At 64.1% G+C, this 22144-nt stretch carries 22 protein-coding genes; 11 read left to right on the top strand and 11 right to left on the bottom strand.

The window, feature by feature from the left end:
* Positions 1–83 precede the first annotated feature (83 nt).
* Positions 84–1259: a zinc-dependent alcohol dehydrogenase gene (locus HMI57_RS05965; protein WP_171585010.1), complete on the top strand. Its 1176-nt coding sequence runs from the start codon at positions 84–86 to the stop codon at positions 1257–1259.
* Positions 1260–1368: 109 nt separating this feature from the next.
* Here the strand turns inward: HMI57_RS05965 and HMI57_RS05960 are convergent, their stop codons facing one another.
* Together HMI57_RS05960 and HMI57_RS05955 are read right to left on the bottom strand one after the other, a co-directional pair.
* Positions 1369–3168 carry a glycoside hydrolase family 15 protein gene (locus HMI57_RS05960; protein ID WP_171585009.1) on the bottom strand — a complete coding sequence of 600 codons (1800 nt, stop codon included), beginning with the start codon at positions 3166–3168 and terminating at the stop codon, positions 1369–1371.
* A 38-nt stretch (positions 3169–3206) separates the two neighbouring features.
* Positions 3207–4079, bottom strand: coding sequence for a glycerophosphodiester phosphodiesterase family protein (locus HMI57_RS05955; RefSeq protein WP_171585008.1), 873 nt, complete (start codon positions 4077–4079; stop codon positions 3207–3209).
* Between the two features lie 191 nt (positions 4080–4270).
* Between HMI57_RS05955 and HMI57_RS05950 the strand changes: the two genes are divergently transcribed.
* Together HMI57_RS05950 and HMI57_RS05945 are read left to right on the top strand one after the other, a co-directional pair.
* Complete coding sequence (locus tag HMI57_RS05950) at positions 4271–5476, top strand: DUF445 domain-containing protein (RefSeq protein WP_228720960.1); 1206 nt, start codon at positions 4271–4273, stop codon at positions 5474–5476.
* Between the two features lie 83 nt (positions 5477–5559).
* Positions 5560–5916 carry a DUF4282 domain-containing protein gene (locus tag HMI57_RS05945; protein ID WP_171585006.1) on the top strand — a complete coding sequence of 119 codons (357 nt, stop codon included), beginning with the start codon at positions 5560–5562 and terminating at the stop codon, positions 5914–5916.
* A gap of 85 nt (positions 5917–6001) precedes the next feature.
* On the opposite strand, the gene HMI57_RS05940 is transcribed toward HMI57_RS05945, so the two are convergent.
* Together HMI57_RS05940 and HMI57_RS05935 are read right to left on the bottom strand one after the other, a co-directional pair.
* Entirely contained in the window at positions 6002–6751 is a 750-nt protein-coding gene (locus HMI57_RS05940) for a hypothetical protein (protein WP_171585005.1), read from the bottom strand.
* A gap of 100 nt (positions 6752–6851) precedes the next feature.
* On the bottom strand, positions 6852–7124 hold the full coding sequence (locus HMI57_RS05935; RefSeq protein ID WP_171585004.1) for a GlsB/YeaQ/YmgE family stress response membrane protein: 273 nt from the start codon (positions 7122–7124) through the stop codon (positions 6852–6854).
* A gap of 373 nt (positions 7125–7497) precedes the next feature.
* Between HMI57_RS05935 and HMI57_RS05930 the strand changes: the two genes are divergently transcribed.
* From HMI57_RS05930 to HMI57_RS05905, 6 genes are all read left to right on the top strand, one after another.
* Positions 7498–7752 carry a DUF6458 family protein gene (locus HMI57_RS05930; protein WP_171585003.1) on the top strand — a complete coding sequence of 85 codons (255 nt, stop codon included), beginning with the start codon at positions 7498–7500 and terminating at the stop codon, positions 7750–7752.
* A gap of 155 nt (positions 7753–7907) precedes the next feature.
* Entirely contained in the window at positions 7908–8675 is a 768-nt protein-coding gene (locus HMI57_RS05925; RefSeq protein WP_171585002.1) for a DeoR family transcriptional regulator, read from the top strand.
* Positions 8672–9694, top strand: coding sequence for a 1-phosphofructokinase family hexose kinase (locus HMI57_RS05920; protein ID WP_171585001.1), 1023 nt, complete (start codon positions 8672–8674; stop codon positions 9692–9694). Before HMI57_RS05925 ends, HMI57_RS05920 begins: the two co-directional genes overlap by 4 nt.
* Positions 9682–11727, top strand: coding sequence for a fructose-specific PTS transporter subunit EIIC (locus HMI57_RS05915; protein WP_171585000.1), 2046 nt, complete (start codon positions 9682–9684; stop codon positions 11725–11727). The genes HMI57_RS05920 and HMI57_RS05915 overlap by 13 nt, the downstream gene beginning before the upstream one ends.
* Positions 11728–11749: 22 nt before the next feature.
* Entirely contained in the window at positions 11750–13447 is a 1698-nt protein-coding gene (gene ptsP / locus HMI57_RS05910; protein ID WP_171584999.1) for a phosphoenolpyruvate--protein phosphotransferase, read from the top strand.
* 24 nt (positions 13448–13471) lie between these two features.
* Complete coding sequence (locus HMI57_RS05905) at positions 13472–13747, top strand: HPr family phosphocarrier protein (RefSeq protein WP_171584998.1); 276 nt, start codon at positions 13472–13474, stop codon at positions 13745–13747.
* On the opposite strand, the gene HMI57_RS05900 is transcribed toward HMI57_RS05905, so the two are convergent.
* Genes HMI57_RS05900 through HMI57_RS05890 form a run of 3 tightly spaced genes read right to left on the bottom strand, consistent with a single transcriptional unit; the run spans position 13744 to position 16839 of the window.
* On the bottom strand, positions 13744–15300 hold the full coding sequence (locus HMI57_RS05900; protein WP_171584997.1) for a tripartite tricarboxylate transporter permease: 1557 nt from the start codon (positions 15298–15300) through the stop codon (positions 13744–13746). The two genes, HMI57_RS05905 and HMI57_RS05900, sit on opposite strands and share 4 nt — an antisense overlap.
* Positions 15293–15838, bottom strand: a complete 546-nt coding sequence (locus tag HMI57_RS05895) for a tripartite tricarboxylate transporter TctB family protein (RefSeq protein WP_171584996.1) — start codon at positions 15836–15838, stop codon at positions 15293–15295. Before HMI57_RS05895 ends, HMI57_RS05900 begins: the two co-directional genes overlap by 8 nt.
* Before the next feature lie 5 nt (positions 15839–15843).
* Complete coding sequence (locus tag HMI57_RS05890; RefSeq protein ID WP_171584995.1) at positions 15844–16839, bottom strand: tripartite tricarboxylate transporter substrate-binding protein; 996 nt, start codon at positions 16837–16839, stop codon at positions 15844–15846.
* Between the two features lie 176 nt (positions 16840–17015).
* On the opposite strand from HMI57_RS05890, the gene HMI57_RS05885 reads away from it, so the two are divergent.
* Both HMI57_RS05885 and HMI57_RS05880 read left to right on the top strand, forming a co-directional pair.
* Entirely contained in the window at positions 17016–18596 is a 1581-nt protein-coding gene (locus HMI57_RS05885) for a sensor histidine kinase (protein ID WP_228720938.1), read from the top strand.
* Complete coding sequence (locus HMI57_RS05880) at positions 18593–19312, top strand: response regulator (RefSeq protein ID WP_171584993.1); 720 nt, start codon at positions 18593–18595, stop codon at positions 19310–19312. The genes HMI57_RS05885 and HMI57_RS05880 overlap by 4 nt, the downstream gene beginning before the upstream one ends.
* A 165-nt stretch (positions 19313–19477) precedes the next feature.
* On the opposite strand, the gene HMI57_RS05875 is transcribed toward HMI57_RS05880, so the two are convergent.
* From HMI57_RS05875 to HMI57_RS05860, 4 genes are all read right to left on the bottom strand, one after another.
* On the bottom strand, positions 19478–20200 hold the full coding sequence (locus HMI57_RS05875) for a hypothetical protein (protein WP_171584992.1): 723 nt from the start codon (positions 20198–20200) through the stop codon (positions 19478–19480).
* Entirely contained in the window at positions 20197–20931 is a 735-nt protein-coding gene (locus tag HMI57_RS05870) for a hypothetical protein (RefSeq protein ID WP_171584991.1), read from the bottom strand. Before HMI57_RS05870 ends, HMI57_RS05875 begins: the two co-directional genes overlap by 4 nt.
* A 129-nt stretch (positions 20932–21060) precedes the next feature.
* Positions 21061–21306 carry a hypothetical protein gene (locus HMI57_RS05865; RefSeq protein WP_171584990.1) on the bottom strand — a complete coding sequence of 82 codons (246 nt, stop codon included), beginning with the start codon at positions 21304–21306 and terminating at the stop codon, positions 21061–21063.
* A 200-nt stretch (positions 21307–21506) separates the two neighbouring features.
* Positions 21507–22133, bottom strand: coding sequence for a hypothetical protein (locus HMI57_RS05860; RefSeq protein WP_171584989.1), 627 nt, complete (start codon positions 22131–22133; stop codon positions 21507–21509).
* Positions 22134–22144: the final 11 nt, after the last annotated feature.

Below are 22144 nucleotides of genomic sequence, written 5' to 3'. Positions count from 1 at the left end.
CCTACTCGGCTTTCAATCCTGACGAAACAAGGCAATACTGGTGGTAGTCAGCGTACTTACTATTCAAAATTGGAGCGTGAATCATGAAGGCAGTGACATGGCAGGGCCGTAGCACCGTCAGCGTAGAACAGGTCCCGGATCCCGTGATCCAGGAGCCCACCGACGCTATCGTTCGCATCACCTCCTCGGCAATCTGCGGGTCCGACCTGCACCTGTACGAGGTGCTCACCCCCTACATGAACAAGAATGACGTGCTGGGACACGAGCCGATGGGTATCGTGCAGGAGGTCGGCAGTGCCGTCACAAATCTCAAGCCGGGCGACCGGGTGGTTATCCCCTTCAACATCTCCTGTGGTCACTGCTGGATGTGCGTCCGCGGGCTCCAGTCACAGTGCGAGACCACCCAGGTCCGGTCGCAGGGATCCGGCGCCAGCCTCCTTGGCTTCTCGGAACTCTACGGCTCGGTGCCGGGTGGCCAGGCTGAGTTCCTGCGTGTCCCCCACGCCGACTACGGACCAGTCAAGGTAGGCCACGAGCTCCCCGATGAGCGGTACCTCTACCTCTCCGACATCCTGCCTACTGCCTGGCAGGGCGTGAAGTACGCGGACGTTCCCGACGGCGGCACGCTCGCCGTCTTCGGTCTGGGCCCGGTGGGGCAGTTCGCCGCACGGATCGGCCGGCACTTCGGCCAGCGGGTCATCGCTGTTGAGCCCGTTCCCGAGCGCCGCGCCATGGCCGAACGCCACGGCATTGAGACGCTCGATTTCACCAAGGACATTGGCGACGAGCTGCGGGAAATGACTGACGGCCGCGGGCCAGACGCAGTCGTCGACGCCGTCGGCATGGAGTCCCACGACTCCCCGCTGGGCGCCTTCGCCCAGAACGCCGTCAACCTGCTGCCTGACGCGCTCGCGAAGAAGGCAATGGAGACCGCTGGAGTGGACCGCCTCACGGTGTTGCATGCGGCGATCGATTCGGTCCGACGCGGAGGAACCATCTCCCTCAGCGGCGTCTACGGCGGAACTGCCAGCCCGATGCCCCTGCTGAACATGTTCGACAAGCAGATCCAGACCCGCATGGGCCAGTGCAACGTCCGCAACTGGACCGATGAGCTGCTGCCGATCGTCGAGGACCCCTCGGATCCGTTGGGCGTCATGGACCTGATGACCCACACGATCGGCATCGACGAGGCGCCCGCCGCCTACGAGAAGTTCCAGAAGAAGCAGGATGGCTGCATCAAGGTGATCATCCAGCCATAACCACCCCGCCAGCCAGGGTGCACAAAAGTGCCGGGCCCGCAGATCAGCTGTTTCGCGACAGCAGGTCTGCGGGCCCGGCACTTTTGTGGTTCGAGGGTGACCCGGGGAGCTAGAGGGAGCCGCTGTTCACGCCGTGGATAGCATCTGCGGCGCGCACCAGCGCCAGGTGCGAGAACGCCTGCGGGTAGTTGCCCGCCATCCGTGAGCTACCCGTATCGTATTCCTCGGCGAGCAGCCCCAGGCTGTTCGCGTACCCCACGAGCTGGTCCATCAGCTTCTTGGCGTCCGCGATCCTGCCGGACCGGGCGTACTGTTCAACAAGCCAGAAGGAACAGGCCAGGAAGGGGTGCTCCCCCGGTTCCAGTCCGTCCATGCCGGCCTCGGTGCGGTATCTGAGGAGAAGCCCGTGTTCGTTGGCGAGGTCCTTCTCCAGCCGGGCCACGGTCCCCAGCATCCGGGGGTCGTCGTAGTCGAGGAACCCCACCTGCGGGAGCTGCAGCAGTGACGCGTCAACCTCCGGGCTGCCGTAAGTCTGGGTGAACGAATTGATGCTTGGGTCGAACCCCTTCTCCAGGATGTTTTCGCGCAACCGGTCGCGGAGTTCGGCCCAGCGCTCGGCATGGCCCTCCAGCCCGTGCTCACGAACCGCACGGACGCCACGGTCGAACGCCGCCCACATCATTACCCGGGAATGGGTGAAGTACTTCAGGTCCCCACGCATCTCCCAGATGCCGTGATCGGGGTCGTCGAAGTGGTTCTCGGCGAAGCCCAGCAGCGCGCGCTGCAGGGGCCAGGAGAAGCTGTCCTCCTCCACCCCTCGGTTGCGGAGCTTTTCCAGTACCACCATCACCTCGCCGACGACGTCGGCCTGGTACTGGTCAACGGCACCGTTGCCCACCCGCACCGGTGTGGACGATTCGTACCCGGGCAGGTGGTCAAGGGTCTTTTCGGGCAGGTCCCGCTCGCCGCCCACGCCGTACATGATCTGCAGGTCTTCGGGGTCCCCGGCGACCGCGCGCAGGAGCCAGTTGCGCCATTCCAGCGCCTCCTCCTGATACCCGTGGGTCATCATCGCCTCGAGGGTCAGCGCGGCGTCACGGAGCCAGCAGAACCGATAGTCCCAGTTGCGTGCACCACCGAAGTGCTCGGGCAGTGAGGTGGTGGGGGCCGCGACAATACCGCCGGTGTCTTCGTGCGTCAGGGCGCGAAGCACCAGTAGGGAGCGCTTCACGATCGGGTCATACTGGCCCTGCTGCTCGAAGCTCGCTGCCCACCCGGACCAGTAATCGATCGTTTCCCGCAGTGCGGTATCAACGTCCAGCGGCTTGGGCATCAACCGGTAGGAGGGGTACCAGACGAGTTCGAGATCAACAGTTTCACCGGCGGCGACGACGAATTCCCCTTCGTGCCGGCGGTGGGAGGCGTGGGGAAGCTGTTCACCGCGAAGTGCCAGGGCGTCGGGACCGGCGATCGCCGAGATGGCCTGGCCGCCGTCGTCGGTGTGCCGCCTGACCCACGGGAGGATCGTGCCGTAGCCGAACCGCACTACCAGCTCCTGGCGCATCGGCACATTGCCGCTCAGTCCCTTGACCCGCCGCACCAGGGACGCCCGGCGGTCGCCGATCGGCATGAAGTCGGTTACCTCCACCTCTCCTGCATCGGTATGCCAGCGGGTAACCAGCACGAAGGTCGAGTCGACGTAGTGCCACTGAACCACCTCGGCTGCGCCGGCCCCCGGCGCCGGGGCGAGAAGCCAGCGGCCGTGATCCTCCTCGCCCAACAGGGCGGCGAACACCGAATCGGAATCAAACCGGGGAAAGCACAACCAGTCGACGCTCCCGGACTTCGAGATCAGCGCACCGGTGTGCATGTCGGATACGAGTGCGTAGTCTTCAATCGGCGAGTGCATGCTTCAACTCAATCACACTCCCCCGCGGTGGCGCAGACCTAACTGCCTGGCGTGGATCGGGTCAGCTGCGCCCGGACAAAGGCGGGCCGGTTGGTGGTGATCTCGTGCACTCCGAGGCTTCGCATCAGCTCGATGTCGTCGGGCTCGTCCACCGTCCACACGCGGAGGCGGATTCCCTCGGCAATCCAGCGGGCAACCCGCGCCGGATGCGCCACCACGTAGTCGAGGCCAGGTCCGGCCATGCCTGCCGCATGGGAGTCGATGTTCTGCTCGCCGTCGTTGAGTGCCCGGCGCAGCAGACCGATCACCGCAGCAGCTGTCAGCACCCCCAAGTGCAGCTCGGCCCGCAGTTCTGCCGGGCGCACGTCGGAGACCAACTGGCAGACCGTGTGGGCCGGAACCTTTTCGAGCAGGTGTTTGACCGAGTCCGGGTTGAAGCTCATGAAGCTGATCGACACGTTCGCGAGGGTGGAGCTCTCCGGGTCCCAGCCCTGCTGCATGAGGAAAGTGACCAGCTTTTCCTCTAGTTTCAGCCCGTAGGGGCTGGGGTGTTTGAGCTCAATGGCCAGCAGCACTTCCCGCCCGGCAGATAACAGCAGGCGCAACAGGTCGCCGAGTGAGAGAAACTGATCGGCCACACCGCCAAACTCAACGGGTATCCCGGCGCCCTTCCAGGACGAGAAATCGAGGTCCCTGAGTTCGCGGAGGGTGTGATCGGCGACGTCGCCGGTGCCATTCGATGTTCGGTCAAGGGTCGAGTCGTGGATGCACACCAGTTCCTCATCGCGCGTCATATGAACGTCGCATTCAACGCCATCGGCACCCTCCGCGAGCGCCTGCAGATAGGCCGCCCGGGTGTGCTCGGCGAACTGATGGCTGGCCCCGCGGTGAGCGAATATTGTCTGTTGCATGTCCCCTCCCGTCAGCAACCAGCAGCTACTTACACGCTACGCGAAATCGGTCCGTCCGGCGTGACTTACGCCATCAAACGCTGCTTTACTGACTCAGACGGATGCACAGCTGGTGCGCCGCGACCTCCGGAGGATCCTTGAGCTCTCACCTAGCCGGCACTGACGCAGAACGGGCGGCCGGACTCCGGCGCATGAAAGTGGTGGCCACCGGGCTGCTTGGTGCCATGGCGGTGATCTTTGTTGTCGCGTTCGCCCTGCAGGACGAGTACCCCTGGCTGCAGTACGTCCGGGCCGCCGCGGAGGGCGGGATGGTGGGAGCCCTGGCCGACTGGTTTGCGGTGACCGCGCTGTTCAAGCATCCGATGGGCATCAAGATCCCCCACACAGCGATCATTCCCCGAAAAAAGGACCAGATCGGGGCCTCTCTGGGCCAGTTCGTCGAGGAGAACTTCCTCTCCGAAGCGGTGGTGCAGCAGAAGCTCGCCTCAGTAGGTGTCGCGCAAAAGGCGGGCGCCTGGCTGGCCACCCCCGAAGGCGCTGAACGGGTGGCGGTGGAGGGCGCCGCGGCCATCCGTGCGGTGTTTACGGTTCTCGACGACGACGCCGTCCAATCGGTCATCGAGTCCATGGTGCGCAAGCACCTGCTGACACCGCCGTGGGGACCGCCGGCAGGGAAGATTGCCGAGCGGATCTTCAACGACGGCCATCACCACCAGCTCGTGGATCTGCTGGTGGACCGCGCTGCCGAGTGGGTGGACAGCAACTACGACCTGGTCTCAGGACTGGTCTCCCAGCGCTCACCCACCTGGGTGCCCCAGTTCGTCGATGGGCTGGTGGGCGACAAGGTCTACGTCGAGATCACCAAGTTCATGCGGGCTGTCCAGACCAACCCCCACCACGACGTGCGGCTCGCCCTCGACAAGTACCTCAAGGATCTGGCGCAGGATCTCCAGCACGATCCGGTGGTCATCGCCAAGGCCGAGGGCATCAAGGCCCAGGTACTGGGGGACCCGCAGGTGCGTGACCTGGCGGCGAGCACCTGGGCGACCATCAAGAAGGCGCTGCTGGAAGCGGTGGACGATCCGGACAGTGAGCTAACCCGGAACTTCAAGGCGGCGGTCAGGGACTTCGGGCACCGGATGGCCACCGACGAGGAACTCGCAGGGAAGATCAACCGGTGGATTGCCGACGCGGCGGGCTATCTGGTGCGCACCTACCGCAGCGACATCGCGGCGATCATCACTGAGACGGTTGGCCGGTGGGATGCGGTGGAAACGTCAAGGAAGATCGAACTGCAGATCGGAAAGGACCTGCAGTTCATCAGGATCAACGGCACCGTGGTCGGCTCCCTGGCCGGGTTGCTGATCTTCTCTGTTGCCCACGCAGTCTTCGGCTGATCCTTAGTTCCCATAACGGTAGTAGCGAACCGACCCCGGCTGTACACTCAGTCAATCAATTCGCTACAAGGAATATGGGGACCATGAAAGCTTTATTCGATTTTTCCTTCAACAGTTTTATCGCACCCAGCATCGCAAAGATCGTGTACCTGCTGGTCATGGTCATCATCGCGATCACCTACCTGCTGTTCGTCGTGGTCAGCTTCCAGCAAAGCGCGCTGTTCGGACTGCTCGTGATGCTGGTCCTCGGACCGCTCTTCGGGCTTCTCTACCTGGTGCTGGCGCGGGTGGGCCTCGAATCCTTGATCGCATCGATCCGGACCGCCGAGAACACCGGCGAACTTGTCCGCCGCGCGGGCAACGCGGGCCCGGGCAATGCCGGGCCGGGCACTATGAACATGCCGAGCTACCCGCCGACCAACCCTGACTCCTCACTGTAGGAACGTCCCGCGGTCAGCCGCGCCCGATTCCGGCGGTCGCGCCCGATCAGCGAGCGCGTCCACCGGAACGACGGGCGACAAGAGGTCAGCGATCGAGGTCCTTGACCAGCTGACCCGGCACCACGCTCGGCGCCGGACCGAAAGCCTGGGCAGTGGCGGCAACGACGGCGCGGCCCATCATGTGGTTTCCGGCACCCCCGACCACAGCGCCCACTCCGAAGGGGAGCGCTCGGCCCAGAAGGGCGCCGCCCTGCTTGGCAAGCATCTTCCGGACAAACCGCTTCCTGATGCTGTTCCCAATGGTTCGCACGATCGGCGATGACACCGAGCTTCCCACCACGGTGCCCCAATGCTCGGTAGCGCCACCTCCCGAACCGCGCAGCACTGACTGGATCAGGGCATTGCCCTCCTCGCCCATCAGAACGGCCATCACGAGGGTCCGCGCCCGCTCCGGATCATCGGTCTGCACTCCGTGGAGCTCCGCGATGGATTGCGCATACAGAGCAGTGGCTTCGAGGAATCCAACGGTGGCTGCTGCCGATAGACCCAGCGACGCAATAGTGCCGATGGCAGGCACGACGGCCGTCGCACCCACCCCCGCTCCGGTGACAGTAATCACCGCGAGGTAGCTGCGCTCCAGGGCGGAGCTGATCTCCTCGGCGGTGGCATCCGGGTTCTTGGCGTACATGCGGCGAAGATTCGCCAGGACCAGCGGACGCTGCACCTCGATGGCCCGTTCAATGGTCCGCTGGATACCCGGCTTGGGCTTTCCCTGCTTGTCGTAGAGGGCATCGTTGGCCAGCTTCGACGCAGGATTAAGGTTGGGCAGTTTCATTTACTGAATCCTTCAGTTGCGCGCAGTCGATGCGCCGTACGGAAAACTGCACAAAAAACGCCGCCGGGTTGCCCCGACGGCGTTTGTTGCACGTCTGAAATTAGGCGCGTGACTTGTTGTTGCGGCCGGTGATGGCACCGTAGACAACGAGCACGATCAGCGAGCCGCCGATAGCGAGCAGCCATGATGAGAGCGAGAAGAACTCGTCAACATCAGCATTGAACAGCAGCTGGCCGATCCAGCCACCGAGGATGGCGCCGATTACACCCAGGATGAGGGTGATGATCCAGCCACCGGCCTGCTTGCCGGGAAGGATGAGCTTGGCGATTGCGCCAGCGATGAGGCCTAGAAGAAGGAATGCGAAGAAACCCATGGAGTACTCCTTATAATTGAGTCTTGTCTACGAGTGATACGTATAACAAAAGTGCTGTAATGCAGGATGTCCCCACACAAGCTTTCAACCATCCTACTTCATCAGCTTGCTTAGCTTTCAATTAAAGCGATGCTGAGTTCATTAAACCCCCGTCGTTGGGTTTTTCAATAGGCCACGCCGGTATTGATTTGATAACACTTAGTCATTTTGGTAGTCGCGGCGCGCGCCCCAAAACTTCCCAGTTAACGGCCATAAACCGGAAGCGCAGTATGCTGTCGACTACGTCACACTGATCTACCGGGCGGATCACCGGATACGCCCGGTGGCCATTTTCGGCCGCCGTCCGCGTTATATCGAAGGAGTAGTAGACAAAATGAGAATCGGTTCTTCAATCGTCCTTATTGCACTGGGTGCAATTCTCGCTTTCGCTGTCGCGGATGGCGTTGACTTCGTCGACCTCGCCCTGGTGGGCTACATCCTGATGGGCGTAGGAGTGCTCGGCCTGATCATTTCACTGGTCATGAACGCGCCGCGCAGCCAGCGGCGGGTCTCCGAGTCCCGATCCGTTCAGGACCCACACACTGGCGAGACCGTCACCCGCAACGAGACACGAGACGGCGGCATCTAGCCCCCACGCCACACCTACTCCGCGCCACCCCCCACCAGTTGGGGGGTGGCGCTTTTTGTTTTACTGCAAACCGTTGACAACCAAACATAAACACAGATATAGTCACTAAATCAGACATTTACTGTGATGGTAGTCACCACCGCAAGGAGGCCGCAGTGTTCGCCGAAGAACGCCACAGCAGGATCGCCACCCTCGTGGTCGACGAGGGACGGGTCAGTGTCACCGAACTCTCGGAACGCTTCAATATCACCAAGGAAACTGTCAGACGGGACCTCGCCCTCCTTGAGGATGCGGGAGTACTGCGCCGCGTCCACGGCGGGGCGGTGAGCGGTGCGAACAACAGCACCAGCGAGCTGAGCCTGAACAGCCGGGAAAGCCAGCACCAACCAGAAAAAGCGAGGATCGCCAAGGCCGCCCTCGCGATGATCCCTGACGCCGGGTCAATCGTGCTCGACGCCGGCACCACCACCGGGCACCTCGCCGAACTGCTGGCCCACGAGACCCGTGATGACCTGGTGGTCATCACGCACGCCGTACCCATCGCCTACGCGATCGCAGCCTCGTCCCTGCACCTGGAACTCGTCGGAGGACGCGTCCGCGGACTGACCAGCGCCGCCGTCGGAAGCCACACGATCGACCGGTTCAATGGTTACCGCCCCGACATCGCCTTCATCGGAGCCAACGGTGTTCACTCCACCTTCGGGCTCAGCACACCAGACCCGGATGAGGCGTCAGTCAAGACGGCGATCGTCCGGTCCGCCCGCCGCGTCATTGCCGTAGTGGATGCGTCGAAGCTGGAACAGGAAACGCTGGTCGGCTTCGCGTCGCTGACCGACATTGACACGCTGGTCACCGACCAGGAGCCGCCGCCCGCCTTAGCTGCAGCACTGGCCGACTCCGACGTTGAGGTGGTGGTCGCATGATCATCACCCTGACGGTCAATCCAAGCCTCGACCGGACAGTCGAGCTGTCCCAGATCCTCACCCGCGGCGAGGTGCAGCGCGCTACCGCTGCCCACCAGGAATCCGGAGGGAAGGGCGTCAATGTGTGCCGCGCCTTGACGGTCTCCGGCGTAGCCTCGACCGCAGTGCTTCCGGGCGACCCCGATGACCCGGTGCTCGCCGGACTCCGGACGGCGGGTGTGCCCTTCCGCAGCCTTCCGATCGGAACGCCCCTGCGCAGCAACATCACCCTGACCGAGCCCGACGGAACCACAACAAAGGTCAACGAACCTGGGCCGCACCTCACGCCCACCCAGCTCGACGACCTTCTGGAAATGGTGGTGACCGAGAGTGCGGGGGCCTCCTGGCTAGTGCTTGCCGGGTCCCTCCCACCAGGGGTTCCGAGCACTTTCTACGCCACAGTGATCGACACCGTGCGCACCCGTTACGGCGACCGCTCCCCGCTGATCGCCGTCGACTCCTCAGGTGCACCGCTCACCGACAGCCTGGCCACCGGGATCACCCCGGATCTGCTGAAACCCAACGCCGAGGAACTCGCCGAGCTGAGCGGCGTTGCCGACGGCGAAGCGCTTGAAGCAGATCCCGCCCTGGCAGCTGCCGCTGCCACAGCGCTGGTCGGTACCGGCGTCGGCGCTGTCCTCGCCACCCTCGGAGCCCGAGGAGCACTCCTGGTCACCGGCACTGAATCGTGGCAGGCGGCGCACCCGCCGGTCGCCGCCCGGTCCACCGTTGGCGCCGGCGATTCGGCCCTCGCCGGGTACCTGCTGGCGCACACCGCCGGCCAGTCCCCCGAGGACTGTCTGAAACAGGCGGTCGCCCACGGATCCGCGGCTGCCGCGCTGCCCGGCTCGACGGTTCCAGCACTGCACCAGACCACACCGGGTGCCGTCGTTACCCAACGCCTTCCACACACCACCACTTCTACCCACACCCCGCTCGATGCACCACTTCCAAAGGAGGAAGATCAATGGCACAGCTGATTACAACCGAGCTCGTCACACTGGATCAGGACCTGGGCTCTGACCGTTCGCAGGTGATCCGCCGGCTCGCCGACCAGGTTGCCGCCACTGGCCGGGCGACCGGCGCGGACGGCCTCTACGCGGACGCCCTTGCCCGGGAGGAGAAGACCGCCACCGGCATTCCGGGCGGCATCGCCATCCCGCACTGCCGGTCCACCTCGGTCACCGAGCCAACGCTCGCGATGGCCCGGTTGAACCCCGCAGTGGATTTCGGAGCCAAGGACGGTCCCGCGGACCTGATCTTTTTCATTGCGGCACCGGACGGCGCGGACCAGGAGCACCTGAAGCTGCTCTCGAAACTGGCCCGCTCCCTCATCAAGAAGGACTTCACAGCAGCGCTGCGTTCGGCGGCCACTGAACAGGACGTGGTGGACCTCGTCCAGGGAGCTTTGGACGCCGGTCCACGGCAAAGCAGCCAGGCGGCTCCTACCCCGTCCGGTGCGGGTGAACCCGCCGCCGCGGGAAACGGGCACACTGCCCCGAAGACCCGCCGGATCGTCGCTGTCACCGCTTGCCCCACCGGCATCGCGCACACCTACATGGCAGCCGATTCCCTGGTTGCCGCTGCCAAGGAACGCGGGGTGGACCTGCAGGTCGAAACCCAGGGCTCCTCGGGCGCTACTCCCCTACCGGCAGACGTGATCGCCGCGGCCGACGCCGTGATTTTCGCCGTCGACGTCGACGTCCGTGACCGGCACCGTTTCGCCGGGAAGCCCGTCATCACGTCCCCCGTCAAACGGGGCATCGACGAGCCAGGCATGATGGTCGACGAGGCACTGGCTGCCGCGGACAACCCGAACGCACGGCGCGTCCAGGGGACCACCGACTCGCAGTCGCAGCAGACCGACGAGGGCGGCGAAGGCATCGGACGCCAGCTCAAGCGCGCACTGCTCACCGGTGTCAGCTACATGATTCCGTTTGTTGCAGGCGGCGGTCTCCTGATCGCCCTGGGCTTCCTGCTCGCCGGCTACGAAATCGCCCTGTCGAACGCCGACGGCGTCGGCAACGCCGATGCAATGCTGACCCAGTACACACTGCTCAATCTGCCGCCGGAGGGCCTCCTCGTCTTCCTCGGTGCGGTCTTCTTCAAAATCGGAGGCCTGTCGATGGGCTTCCTCATACCCGCACTCGCCGGTTACATCGCGTACGCGCTGGCTGACCGGCCGGGCATCGCCCCGGGCTTCGTCGCCGGTGCCGTTGCAGGGTTCATGGGAGCCGGGTTCCTCGGCGGTATCGTCGGCGGCCTGCTGGCAGGTTACTTCGCCATGATGATCGGCCGGATCAACGTGCCACGCTGGCTCCGCAGCCTGATGCCCGTCGTCATCATCCCCCTGCTGGCGTCCATTGCCGCCTCAGGTCTGATGATCCTCGTCCTCGGCGGGCCAATCGCCTCCCTGACCACCGCCCTAAATGACTGGCTCTCAGGCATGACCGGCGCGGCCGCGGTCCTCTTGGGAGCGATCCTCGGCCTGATGATGGCCATCGACCTCGGTGGACCGATCAACAAGGTCGCCTACTCCTTCGCCGTCGCCGGACTGGGCGCCGGGGCTGTGGCCAACCAGGCACCGTGGCAGATCATGGCGGCTGTCATGGCCGCAGGAATGGTCCCACCGCTCGCCATGGCACTGGCCACCGTGCTGGACCGCCGTCGCTTCTCGGTAGCCGAGCGGGAGAATGGGAAGGCTGCCTGGCTACTGGGTGCAGCGTTCATTTCCGAAGGCGCGATTCCCTTTGCAGCGGCAGACCCACTCCGCGTGATCCCCGCCAGCATGCTCGGGTCGGCGGTCACCGGAGCAATCGTGATGGGTACAGGAGTCACCTCACAGGCACCCCACGGCGGTATCTTCGTCTTCTTTGCCATCGGGAATGTCGCTATGTTTGTGGTGGCAATCATTGTGGGCATGATCATCTCGGCGCTCACGGTGGTAGCTCTGAAACGCTTCGCCACGCGGAAGACCGAAGACACTACTGTCGCCGAGACGGTCGCCGCCTAACCGAACCCGGGAGGGTCTTTCAATGACGAAACTTACCGGAGTCGGGGTTAGCCCCGGCCGCGTGATCGGGCCTGTCCTGCAGATGCCGGGCAGTGCCCGGGAGCCGCTGCAGGGCGAAACCTGGGGGGCGGACACCACTGCCGAAGCCGAGACGGTTCGTCTGAAGGCTGCGTCCAAAGCGGTTCAGGCCGAGTTGAAGCGCCGCGCCGACGCCGCATCGAAAGACGCAAGCGCTGTGCTCGAGGCAACCGCCATGATGGCGGCTGACCCCATGTTGCTGAAGTCGGCCACCAAGCTCATCATCGCGGGCACCACAGCGGAGCGGGCAGTCTGGGAGGCCGGTTCGGCCGTCGCCGAAATGCTGCTCAGTCTCGGCGGGTATATGGCTGAACGCACCCAGGACGTCCACGACGTCCGGGCCCGGCTGGTGGCCGAGCTCCGTGGCCTTCCGGCCCCCGGCATCCCCACGTCAGACGTTCCGTTCATTCTCGCCGCAGAGGATCTCGCCCCGGCAGATACCGCAACGCTCGACGCGACGAAGGTGCTGGGGCTGATCACCAGCAGTGGTGGCCCGCAGTCGCACACGGCCATCCTCGCCCGTGCGCTGGGGCTGCCGGCGGTTGTCGCTGCCCCGGGTGTTGAGGCCATCGAGGCCGGGACCGAGGTTTATGTGGACGGCGCGGCGGGCAGCATCATCACCGGGCCCGGCGACGAGGAGCGTGCCCTCGCAGCCAAATGGGTGGAGCAGTCGGCTGCCCTGGGTACGTTCAACGGCACCGGTGCGACAGCAGATGGGCACCTTGTGCCGCTGCTGGCGAACGTGGGTTCCGGCAAGGATGCCCGCGCGGCGGCCGCGGCTGGCGCCGAAGGTGTCGGCCTGCTTCGTACCGAGTTCTGCTTCCTGGACCGGGAGACCGAACCTGGTCCCGATGAGCAGGCAGCAGCCTACCGCGAGGTTTTCGACGCGTTTCCCGGCAGCAAGGTGGTGGTCAGGACGCTTGACGCCGGCGCTGACAAGCCGCTGCCCTTCCTCACCGACGCAACGGAACCCAATCCCGCGCTCGGCGTCCGGGGCTACCGGACCGGATCGGTCAGCCCCGGTGTGCTCACACGCCAACTGAAGGCGATCGCCCGGGCAGCTGCCGAGTCAGAGGCCGAAGTGTGGGTGATGGCACCGATGATCTCGACGGCGTCCGAGGCCCAGGCGTTCGGGGAGATGTGCCTCGCTGAAGGGTTGAACCGCCCCGGGGTCATGGTCGAGGTGCCGTCAGCCGCGCTGACGAGTGAAGCCATCCTGCAACACGTCGGGTTTGCCTCGCTGGGAACCAATGACCTCACCCAGTACACCATGGCGGCCGACCGCCAGCTGGGTCAGCTCGCCGTGCTGAACGATTCCTGGCAGCCGGCCGTCCTGCAGCTGGTTAAACACACAGTTGCGGGCGCCGAGGCGGCCGCCGCCAGTACCACCACCGAGAAACCGGTGGGCGTGTGCGGTGAGGCGGCAGCGGATCCGGCCCTCGCCGTCGTCCTGGTCGGATTGGGGGTTCAGACCCTCTCCATGTCAGCGAGGGCACTGCCCACCGTCGCAGCGGTGCTGGCCTCCGTGACCCGCCATGAAGCCCAGGAGCTTGCTGCCCTGGCCCTCGCCGCCACCACCGCCGAACAGGGACGCAGTATGGTCCGTGAACGGCTGCCAATTCTGGAAACCCTGGGCCAGTAAGTGCCCCAACCAAGGAGGAACCCTATGTCAGAACGCAAAGCCACAGTCGCAAGCCGGGTGGGCCTGCATGCTCGCCCCGCAGCCATCTTCGCCGAGGCGGCAGGTGAACTCCCCCTGGAGGTCACCATTTCCCTGGACGGCGAACCGGCCGAGGACGCGATGGATGCATCGAGCATCCTGTCCCTGATGGGCCTCGGGGCCTCCCACGGCGACGTCGTCGTGCTTCGTGCCGACGGCGACGGCGCCGAGGAGGCCCTCGAATCCCTGGCAAAGATCCTGGAAACCGACCACGACGCCTAGGCGCGGGTCTGGTCTCCCCCGCCGGCACTCATTGACGTGCTGTCGAGGGAGGCCTCCATTGCCTTCTGACGCTTCTTCATCCAGAACGAGAGTACGAAGATCAACGCAAGGGTTGCGTAGATCACCGCAGCGATCGGTGACGTGATCAGTGCCGTGGGGTCTCCCTGCGAGATGGCCATGGACCGGCGGAGCTGATCCTCGAAGATGGGACCGAGGATCAGCCCCACCACCATTGGTGCAATCGGATACCCATACCGGCGCATGAAGAACCCGAGAAGACCGATGATCAGCAGTATCCACACATCCACCGGTGTGAAGTTGATCGAGAACGCGCCGAGGGCTGCGAAGACCAGGATGCCCGCATACAGGTAGGGGCGCGGGATCTGAAGGATCTTCACCCACAATCCCACCAGCGGCAGGTTCAGGACCAACAACATTAGGTTGCCGACGTACAGGCTGGCAATCAGCGCCCAGACCAGGGCCCCTTCCACCTCGAACAGCAGCGGACCGGGCTGGATCTGGTACCGCTGGAAGGCGACCAGCATGATCGCCGCCGTCGCGGTGGTGGGGATACCCAGTGTCAGCAAGGGCACCAGCACGCCTGCAGCGGCGGCGTTGTTGGCCGATTCCGGACCTGCAACACCCTCGATGGCTCCCTTGCCAAACTGCGCCTTGTTCTCACCTTTGGCGAGCTTGCGTTCAGTCGCGTAGGAGACGAAGGTGGCAACGTCAGCACCGCCAGCTGGAATGGTGCCGATCGGGAATCCGATAAACGTGCCGCGCAGCCAAGGCTTCCAGGACCGGCGCCAGTCTTCGCGCTTCATCCACTTGCGCCAGTTGCCGCTCACCGGGATGACCGCCACTGATCCGTGACGCATCCGCGACGCGATGTACAGCGCCTCGCCCATTGCAAACAGGGCCACAGCCACCAGCACGACGTCGATGCCGTCCGCGAGGAACGGGCTGCCGAACGTGTAGCGCTGCTGCGCTGTCAGTGCATCAACACCCACGAACGCGAGAAACAGCCCGATGCAGAGGGACGCCAGTCCCCGCAGCACGGACGCGCCCAGAAGCGCCCCGACGGTGAGGAAGGCGACAACCATCAGCGCCACATACTCGACCGGGCCGATCTGCACGGCGAATTCGGCGAGCATCGGGGCGAGGAAGGTCAGCAGGACCGTGGCGATGGTGCCAGCGACGAACGAACCGAGAGCCGCCGTGGCCAGAGCCGCCGCTCCGCGTCCCGCCTTGGCCATCTTGTTACCCTCGAGGGCCGTGACCACCGACGCCGATTCACCGGGTGTGTTCAGCAGGATGGACGTGGTGGAACCGCCGTACATGCCGCCGTAATAGATGCCGGCGAACACAATGATCGCCGCCGTCGGGTCGAGGCTGTAGGTGATGGGCATCAGCAGCGCGATGGCCATGGCCGGGCCGATGCCCGGCAGCACACCTACGGCTGTTCCGACCAGCACTCCGCCCAGTGCGAACAAGAGGTACATCGGCTGCATGGCAACCGAGAAACCCTCCATGAGGGCCATGAAGTTATCCATTGAAGATCTCAACCCCTTCCAGGAGGAATCCGGCGGGGAGGGAAACGCCCAACAGGCCGGCAAACACGAACTGCAGCACCAGGGCCATCACGATGGCGATGACCGCGTTCTTCCACCAGGACAGGGCGCCGAGCGTCCAGCTGGCACCGAAAAAGAGCACGGCGGCAGCAACGGGCCAGCCCGCGGGGACGATGAGCAGGATGTGCAGCGCCACGAACCCGACCAGTTTGGCGACGGTCAGCCAGTCGGTCTTCACGTTGAGGTCAACATCCTCGCCCTCTTCGGGAGCGCCGCGGTGGCCCCGCAGCAACTGGACGATGATCGCGGCCCCGAGGACCACGAGCAGACCGGACACAATGAACGGGAACTCCCGTGGGCCAATCCCAGTTGCCGACGGCGGCGTCCGGATATCGGCGCCGGCCACGAAACCGAGAATGCCGAGACTCAGGATCCCCGCGGCGAAGATAATTTCCCCGATGGGCCGGCCAGCGGCGGTCCGTGCGCCGCTGGCCTGTGCCTCTGGTGGGTGGGTACTCATGGCTGCTACAGCAGACCGATGTCTGTCAGGGTCGTCTTGACCGTTGCGATGTCCTCGTCGAGGAAGGTGGCGAACTCCTCGCCGGTGAGGAAGGCATCCGCCCAGTTGTTCTCGGTGAGGGTTTCCTGCCACGATTCCGTCTCGTGCAGTTCAGTGATCAGTTCGGTCAGGGCTGCAGCCTGCTCCTCGTCGATGGAGCCCGGGGCGACGACGCCGCGCCAGTTGGTCAGGACCACATCGATGCCCTGGTCGGTCAGGGTTTCCACCTCAGGCACCTGGCCTGCTGGTTCCTCGCCGGATACTGCGAGGGCACGCACCGTGCCTGCCTTGACCTGTTCGGCGTACTCGCCGACACCGGAGATGCCCGCCGATACCTGGTTGCCCAGGAGGGCAGCCAGCGATTCGCCGCCGCCGGAGTACGGGATGTAGTTCAGCTTGTCGGGGGCCACGCCTTCGGCCTCAAGGATCATGCCTGCAAGAATGTGGTCGGCGCCGCCGGCGGAGCCGCCTGTGATTGAGACTGCCTGGCCGTTCTCTTCGATGTCGGTGACGAGGTCCTCGATGGTCTGGTACGGCGAATCGGAGGGTACGACCACGATCAGTGGCTCGTCGGTGAGCCGCGCGATCGGCGTGGTGTCCTCGATCCGGGTTTCGGCAGCGTTGGTCTCCACCGCACCGACCATCACATAGCCCATCACCATCAGCGTGTTGGGGTCCTGCTCGGTCGCCAGACGGGTCAGGCCATTAGTGCCGCCAGCGCCGCCAACGTTTTCCACTGAAGCGCTGCCAACGAGCTCGTTCTCTTCCAGGTCGTTCTGGATGGCGCGGCCGGTCTGGTCCCAACCGCCGCCCGGGTCTGCCGGTACAACGATGTTCAGGCGGTCGATCCCGCCCTCTGCGGTCTCCGAGCCACTGTCGCCGCAGGCGGAGAGGGCCAGCGCCGAGACTGCTGCGACAGCCACCAAAGCTGAATGGCGCTTCATTGGGCGATTAAGCTTCATGATGAGATTTCCTTTCTTTGGCGTGATGCAGATCACCATGCCGTCCGGTTCATCGTAGGGACCATCCACTGGGCGGGGAAGAATACGGACATAACGCACGTATTGGTCATTACGGTCACGGCAAGAACAGGGTCAGGGAACCCCTGACATGCCAAGATAGGTTCATGATCAGGTCAATGTCGCTTAGGTCACAGCTCTTTCTTTTGCAGCTGTCCATCGTGCTGATCATTGTCCTGATTGCCGGGTCCGTCGCGATCCGGATGCAGGAGCAGCAGATCCGCGACGCCTACGAGACGAGAATGGTGGGGGTCGCCCAGTCGGTGGCCCAGCTGCCCACCATTGTGGAGGCGTTCGACGACGCCCGTCCCAGTGACACCATCCAACCGATCGCCGATCTCATTGCCCAGTCGACCAATGTCACCTATGTGGTGGTGACCGACGACGCGGGGATCCGCTATTCCCATCCGAACCCGGAGATGATCGGCTCAATGGTTTCCACCGATCCGTCGGTGCCACTGTCGGGGGACACCTTTGTGGGAACCCAGACCGGCACGCTTGGGGAATCCTGGCGGGTCAAGGTCCCCATTTTCGACGACGACGGTTCGGTGATCGGTACCGCATCAGTGGGGATTCTCGAATCCCGGCTCAGCCAGGATCTCCAGGAAGACCTCCCGCAGCTCCTGGTGTGGCTGATTGCCGCCGCCCTCCTGGGATCTGCAGGGGCTATCTACGTATCCAGACTGGTGTGGCGCCGCATCTACAAGCTGGAGCCGGAGGAAATCGCCACCCTGCTGGAGACCAGGGACGCCATGCTGCACGGAATCGGTGAGGGTGTGGTGGCGGTCGACGAACGGGGGAACGTGGCGCTGCTCAACGACGAAGCCCGCCGCCTCCTTGGCCTTGACGACGCAGCGGTCGGCCGTCCCGTCGACGACGTCCTCGAACCCGCCCTCGCGGGAATGCTCGACTCCGACGGGGCAATGGAAACGACAGTGCTGGTGGGCGAGCGTGTGCTGCTCGCGCAGGCGAACCGGGCTGTGGTGGACGGACGGCGGGTAGGTAGCGTGCTTATCCTCCGCGACCGCACCGAACTCCACCAGTTGTTGCAGGATCTGGACGGGGCGCGCGATGTCACCCAGGCGCTGCGCGTGCAGGCCCACGAATTCTCCAATAAGATGCACGTCATTTCCGGCCTGCTCGAGCTTGGCCGGACCGAGCAGGCGGTCGACTTCATCACCCGTTCCGGTCACGGCGGTTCGGTGGTTTCGGGTGATCTCTGCCCGGGAATCACCGACCCCGATGCCGCCAGCCTCCTGATGGCGAAGAGTACGATCGGTGAGGAAAAGAACATTCAGGTGATCATCGACGGCAGTTCGACGCTCCACCCGGACGGAACCACCGACCAGGTGACCATCCTGGGGAACCTGATCGATAACGCGATGGAGGCGGTCGGCTCGAATGGGACCATCCACATCTCCACCACCTCTGACGACTCGGGGTGCGTGATTACAGTGTCCGACGACGGCCCTGGCGTGCCCGACGGGGTGCGGGACAGCATCTTCGAAAGCGGTGTCACGACCAAGGCAGATGGCCCCTCTGCCGCGCGCGGGTTCGGGCTGTCCCTTCTCCAGCGGGTGGCACAACGCCGCAGTGGTGAGATTGGGGTGGGCACGTCCCCTCTCGGCGGCGCTCAATTCCGGGTCAGGCTCGCACCTGTACCCACGTCCGTTGCGGTAGGCGGTGTGGAACAGCAGTGACGCAATTGATCCGCACGGCCGTCATCGACGACGACCGCGAAGTCGCAGGAGTGCACACCGGATTCCTGATGGCACACGGAGGCTTCGAAGTGGTGGGAGTCGCCTACACCGGTGCCGACGGACTTGAGCTCATCTCCAGCCGGCGGCCAGAACTGGTGCTGCTCGACATTCATCTGCCTGATCTGTCGGGAATCGAGGTCCTTCGTGCTGCCCGCAACCTGACGGGCGAGCCGGTGGACATCATCGCCATCACTGCGGCCCGTGAACTGGAAACAGTCCGCGCAGCGATGGCTGGCGGGGTGTTGCATTACCTGGTCAAACCGTTCAATTCCAGGGTCCTCCTTGAGCGCCTTGATCAGTACGTCGCCCATCGTCGGAGCATTCTTGAGCACAGCGCCGGAAACTCGCCGGCACTGGATCAGACGGTGATTGACCGACTCCTGGGACCGGCGCGGGAACAGCGCTCCAACGCGGGGACGAAGGTCCAGGCCGCCCTGCCAAAGGGCTTATCAGTGCCTACCCTGGAGGCAGTGATCGGAGACCTTCGCGCTAACCCGGAGGGATCCTCCGCGTCGGAGGTGGCGCTACGGCTCGGCTTGGCAAGGGTCAGTGCCCGGCGGTATCTGGAGTATCTGGTGACCAGGGAGCAGGCCAAGATCACGCCCAAGTATGGTGCAGCTGGTCGGCCGGAGAAGCGCTACGCCTGGACCGGCTGAGAAACAAGAACGGGTAGGTGCGTCCACCCGTTCTAATGGACGCCCCACCCCGCACTGTAGCTCCGCTGTCCCCCATGGCAAGCAGAGTTACGCATTCATTATTTTGGCACACGATGATGAAAGTGTGAATAGGTTTGACGCCACCAATCACAAAAACGTCACATTTCACGCAAGTCTATTGCCCGGTGGTGTCAGCTCGGTTCGCCGCCGGGAGGCCCAGATGACTGTCAGGCCGCTCACTACCAGCAGTATTGACCCAAAGGGGAGGACTATCTCCCAAATTCCGAGGTGTGCTCCCGCCAGCAAGCGGGTCACCGCAAATACCACCACGGCCCCGAAGCCCAGGGCAAGCAGGGCCGAGGCGCTTCGGTACGCCAACCGACCGGCCGGATCCATCAGGCCCTTCACCGCGGGCAAGACCAGGCATGCCGCAACGTACCCCGGATAGAGCCGCCCCGCTTCCGCGTAGAGGCGGACGGTGTCCTGGTCCCGGAATGCTTGCAGCCCAGTCGAGCTTTCTGGAAGATCGCTGAGCGCAAAGAGCACCACGGTGACCGCCACCACCACGCCCAGTACCGTCAGACCCAGTGGGCCGACGATCAGCGAACGGGCCCTGGGCGACCTGAAAGCCCCAGCAATCCTGATTCCGAGCAGGACAAAGATCGCGAAGAGCGAGAGCCGGATGATGAGGTTCGCAAGGTTCATCCCACCCAGAAGTCCGTCGACGGGAAGGTAGATCTGGGGCAGACTGAGCCCCACCGCAACCACCAGGAGCACCATTGCCGCGAAAACCGACCGTCCGCGCCCCCGGATCGCATCGGGAAGACGTAGCAGGGCAAAGATGATGCATGACGCCAGCACGATCCACTGGATTAGGTGCTCAGTCATCCGAGGTTCTCCCATAGGTCCTGGTCCCGGCTATGTGCTAGCTCGAGCTTCTTTAATGCCTTGCCCAGCCCGTCCAGCCTGTCCCTGGCCAACAGCACAAGGTCGGCATCCGACTTCCTACCCAACGCCCGGTGTCTGCCCTCCGCCGGCCAGCCACCTTCCGACGGGGTGATCAGATTTGTGACCACGAGGCCACTGGCGAGGGACACTCCCGCCAACCGCGCCGCCTCCAACGCGAGTTCGGGGGTGAGGCGGCCAGCGGTGAGCTGGGCAGAAAGGTTTTGGGGTGCTATGCCGGTCTTCCCCGCCAGCGCCTGCCGTAGGTCCCCCGTGTCGATTGCGTCGATCCAGCCCCGCACCGACGTCTGGTGCGGGAACGACGCCAGATCCAGCTGAACGGGGCGACCCGCCGCCTCCTCGTCCCTGCTGCGGGCTACGACCAGCCGAAGAATGTCGATGTGCGACACCTGGCTGATCAGCTCGGCATCAGTTGGTTCCCGCATCCCGCCGGGGAGGTCACGGTATCCTTCAAAATTGCCGAGGGCCTCCACGGGGTGCAGTCCGTAGGCGCGGGCGATGCTCACAATTGTGGCGACCGCAACCTTTCCCCGCACCAACTGCTGGCCCAGGGTGGAGCGTTTGATTCCGGCTTTCCGGCACAGATCGGAGACTGTGTCATTGGGTGCGATCTGGGAGCGCCACAGCTGAAACGACTTGGCTGTGACGGCCATTACCACCCCTTAACTGGACTTATAACGTTCGGTTTGAAGTATACTTAAATCGCTGGCTCCCCATTCTGCGATTCCCCCATACGCAGAACGCGGAGCCAGTTTCAATTTAAGTCTCCAGAAGGTCAGCTGTTACCAGCGGGCCTTCTTTTCGGTCTTGCCCTGCTTGCCGCTGCGGTGCACGGGCTGGTGGTTGGGGCCGGTGCTGCGGGCTCCGTCAAGTTTCCCGAAGTCGGGGTTTTTCTTGGCGAGGGCGAGCTTCGCCCTCGGATCGTCCTGGAGCTTCTTGGCGGCAGAGTCGGATAGGTGCGCCGAAATCTGTTCCTTGGGCTGCGGGTTGCCCTGGGTGTTGTCCTGTTTCTTGGCTGATTCGGTCATGATGATCCTTAAATTCGGTTGCCGAACGTGCACTCGGCAAGCAATGGGTGAATAAGAAGCTTCGCTCGGAGGCATGCCTCAACGAGCGATGTTTTCGATAGGAAGGGTGGTCCTGACGGACTACTCGAAAATTATTGTTCTCATGCGACTAAACGTACACGACACCCCGTGGGTCGGCCAGAGCCCGGCGCCCGGAGGTTCTAGTCCAGCATCCTGGCACCGTGGGCCGACCGGGTGGTACCGACACCGTCCCGGCTCACGCCGGCGGAGACTTCCGCAGCGGCTAACGCATCCTCCAGTCCGGTCAAGGCAGTCGAGTATTCAGCTGATCCGGCGTCCCCAGCATCGAAACGTTCGCGGAGCAGCGCTGCTGTGCGCATCGAGCGAATCAGCCGGGAAGTGTCTGTGCGTGAGAGGTCGGTCATGGCGGGGAAGTCGATCGCTGCGGCCGGGTCGAGCTCGTAGCTCACCCATTGCTGGAGAACCCGTTCGTGCCTACCCTTGAGCGTCTCCCGCTCGCGGCGAAGCGCCTCGTCGGCAAGCTTGATCTTGCGTTCGTGCTCCCCGCGCCAGAGCCATCCCGCTGCCACGCCGACGCAGACGAGGGCTCCAGCGGTAACCAGACCCCCGCTGCCCGGGATGGTGGCGGCTGCCCCAATAATGGCAAAGATAACGGCTGACAATCCGGAAAATCCGTACCAGAACAGGGAGTCGACGTCGTTGTCCCGTTTCAGGCAGGCGGCGAGCGCCAGGGCGGTCAGAATCGTCAGAATTCCCACCACAGCAACAGCTATCGACGCTTGAAGCGCGAAACTGGCAGGATCCATGAGTCTTCCTC

The organism is Arthrobacter sp. 260, from assembly GCF_013116745.1.
Lineage (GTDB): Bacteria > Actinomycetota > Actinomycetes > Actinomycetales > Micrococcaceae > Arthrobacter_D.
Note: the sequence above shows the minus strand (reverse complement) of the source record. Positions and strands in the feature narration are given on the sequence as shown.

What these genes read in the sequence shown, in the direction of transcription:
- HMI57_RS05965 (WP_171585010.1), top strand. Translation starts at nt 84, where the DNA reads ATGAAGGCAGTGACATGGCAGGGCCGTAGCACCGTCAGCGTAGAACAG.
- HMI57_RS05960 (WP_171585009.1), bottom strand. Translation starts at nt 3,168, where the DNA reads ATGCACTCGCCGATTGAAGACTACGCACTCGTATCCGACATGCACACC.
- HMI57_RS05955 (WP_171585008.1), bottom strand. Translation starts at nt 4,079, where the DNA reads ATGCAACAGACAATATTCGCTCACCGCGGGGCCAGCCATCAGTTCGCC.
- HMI57_RS05950 (WP_228720960.1), top strand. Translation starts at nt 4,271, where the DNA reads ATGAAAGTGGTGGCCACCGGGCTGCTTGGTGCCATGGCGGTGATCTTT.
- HMI57_RS05945 (WP_171585006.1), top strand. Translation starts at nt 5,560, where the DNA reads ATGAAAGCTTTATTCGATTTTTCCTTCAACAGTTTTATCGCACCCAGC.
- HMI57_RS05940 (WP_171585005.1), bottom strand. Translation starts at nt 6,751, where the DNA reads ATGAAACTGCCCAACCTTAATCCTGCGTCGAAGCTGGCCAACGATGCC.
- HMI57_RS05935 (WP_171585004.1), bottom strand. Translation starts at nt 7,124, where the DNA reads ATGGGTTTCTTCGCATTCCTTCTTCTAGGCCTCATCGCTGGCGCAATC.
- HMI57_RS05930 (WP_171585003.1), top strand. Translation starts at nt 7,498, where the DNA reads ATGAGAATCGGTTCTTCAATCGTCCTTATTGCACTGGGTGCAATTCTC.
- HMI57_RS05920 (WP_171585001.1), top strand. Translation starts at nt 8,672, where the DNA reads ATGATCATCACCCTGACGGTCAATCCAAGCCTCGACCGGACAGTCGAG.
- HMI57_RS05915 (WP_171585000.1), top strand. Translation starts at nt 9,682, where the DNA reads ATGGCACAGCTGATTACAACCGAGCTCGTCACACTGGATCAGGACCTG.
- ptsP (WP_171584999.1), top strand. Translation starts at nt 11,750, where the DNA reads ATGACGAAACTTACCGGAGTCGGGGTTAGCCCCGGCCGCGTGATCGGG.
- HMI57_RS05905 (WP_171584998.1), top strand. Translation starts at nt 13,472, where the DNA reads ATGTCAGAACGCAAAGCCACAGTCGCAAGCCGGGTGGGCCTGCATGCT.
- HMI57_RS05900 (WP_171584997.1), bottom strand. Translation starts at nt 15,300, where the DNA reads ATGGATAACTTCATGGCCCTCATGGAGGGTTTCTCGGTTGCCATGCAG.
- HMI57_RS05895 (WP_171584996.1), bottom strand. Translation starts at nt 15,838, where the DNA reads ATGAGTACCCACCCACCAGAGGCACAGGCCAGCGGCGCACGGACCGCC.
- HMI57_RS05890 (WP_171584995.1), bottom strand. Translation starts at nt 16,839, where the DNA reads ATGAAGCTTAATCGCCCAATGAAGCGCCATTCAGCTTTGGTGGCTGTC.
- HMI57_RS05885 (WP_228720938.1), top strand. Translation starts at nt 17,016, where the DNA reads ATGTCGCTTAGGTCACAGCTCTTTCTTTTGCAGCTGTCCATCGTGCTG.
- HMI57_RS05875 (WP_171584992.1), bottom strand. Translation starts at nt 20,200, where the DNA reads ATGACTGAGCACCTAATCCAGTGGATCGTGCTGGCGTCATGCATCATC.
- HMI57_RS05870 (WP_171584991.1), bottom strand. Translation starts at nt 20,931, where the DNA reads ATGGCCGTCACAGCCAAGTCGTTTCAGCTGTGGCGCTCCCAGATCGCA.
- HMI57_RS05865 (WP_171584990.1), bottom strand. Translation starts at nt 21,306, where the DNA reads ATGACCGAATCAGCCAAGAAACAGGACAACACCCAGGGCAACCCGCAG.
- HMI57_RS05860 (WP_171584989.1), bottom strand. Translation starts at nt 22,133, where the DNA reads ATGGATCCTGCCAGTTTCGCGCTTCAAGCGTCGATAGCTGTTGCTGTG.